Source organism: Alkalihalophilus lindianensis (assembly GCF_032843265.1).
GTDB classification, from domain to species: domain Bacteria; phylum Bacillota; class Bacilli; order Bacillales; family Bacillaceae_D; genus Alkalihalophilus; species Alkalihalophilus lindianensis.
Window position 1 is genome coordinate 1 of sequence record NZ_JAWJBA010000972.1, and the last position, 239, is coordinate 239.

The following is a 239-nucleotide window of genomic DNA, read 5'->3' on the forward strand; positions in this document are numbered from 1 at the left end:
GGAAAAGATGGACGCCGCCATCGTGATTCCGGTCAAATGGAATGAGCATTTGAAGGACGGACGTTTAAAGGAATTAACACTTCTGACCGATCCGGGAAAATCATTGCAGGCCTCGATTGTCGAATCGATTACGACTTCATTTATAGATAAAGTAGTGACATTGGCTGTTTCTTCGAAGGTCGTGATGGAGCAGCTTGCCGCTTCCACTCCGGCCATGACCGGTAAGCTGGATATGGGGC

General features: G+C 48.5%; 1 pseudogene. It reads left to right on the plus strand.

Going from position 1 to position 239, the window contains the following annotated elements:
• Positions 1-239, plus strand: a pseudogene (locus tag RYX56_RS25015) (hypothetical protein); the annotation flags it as partial.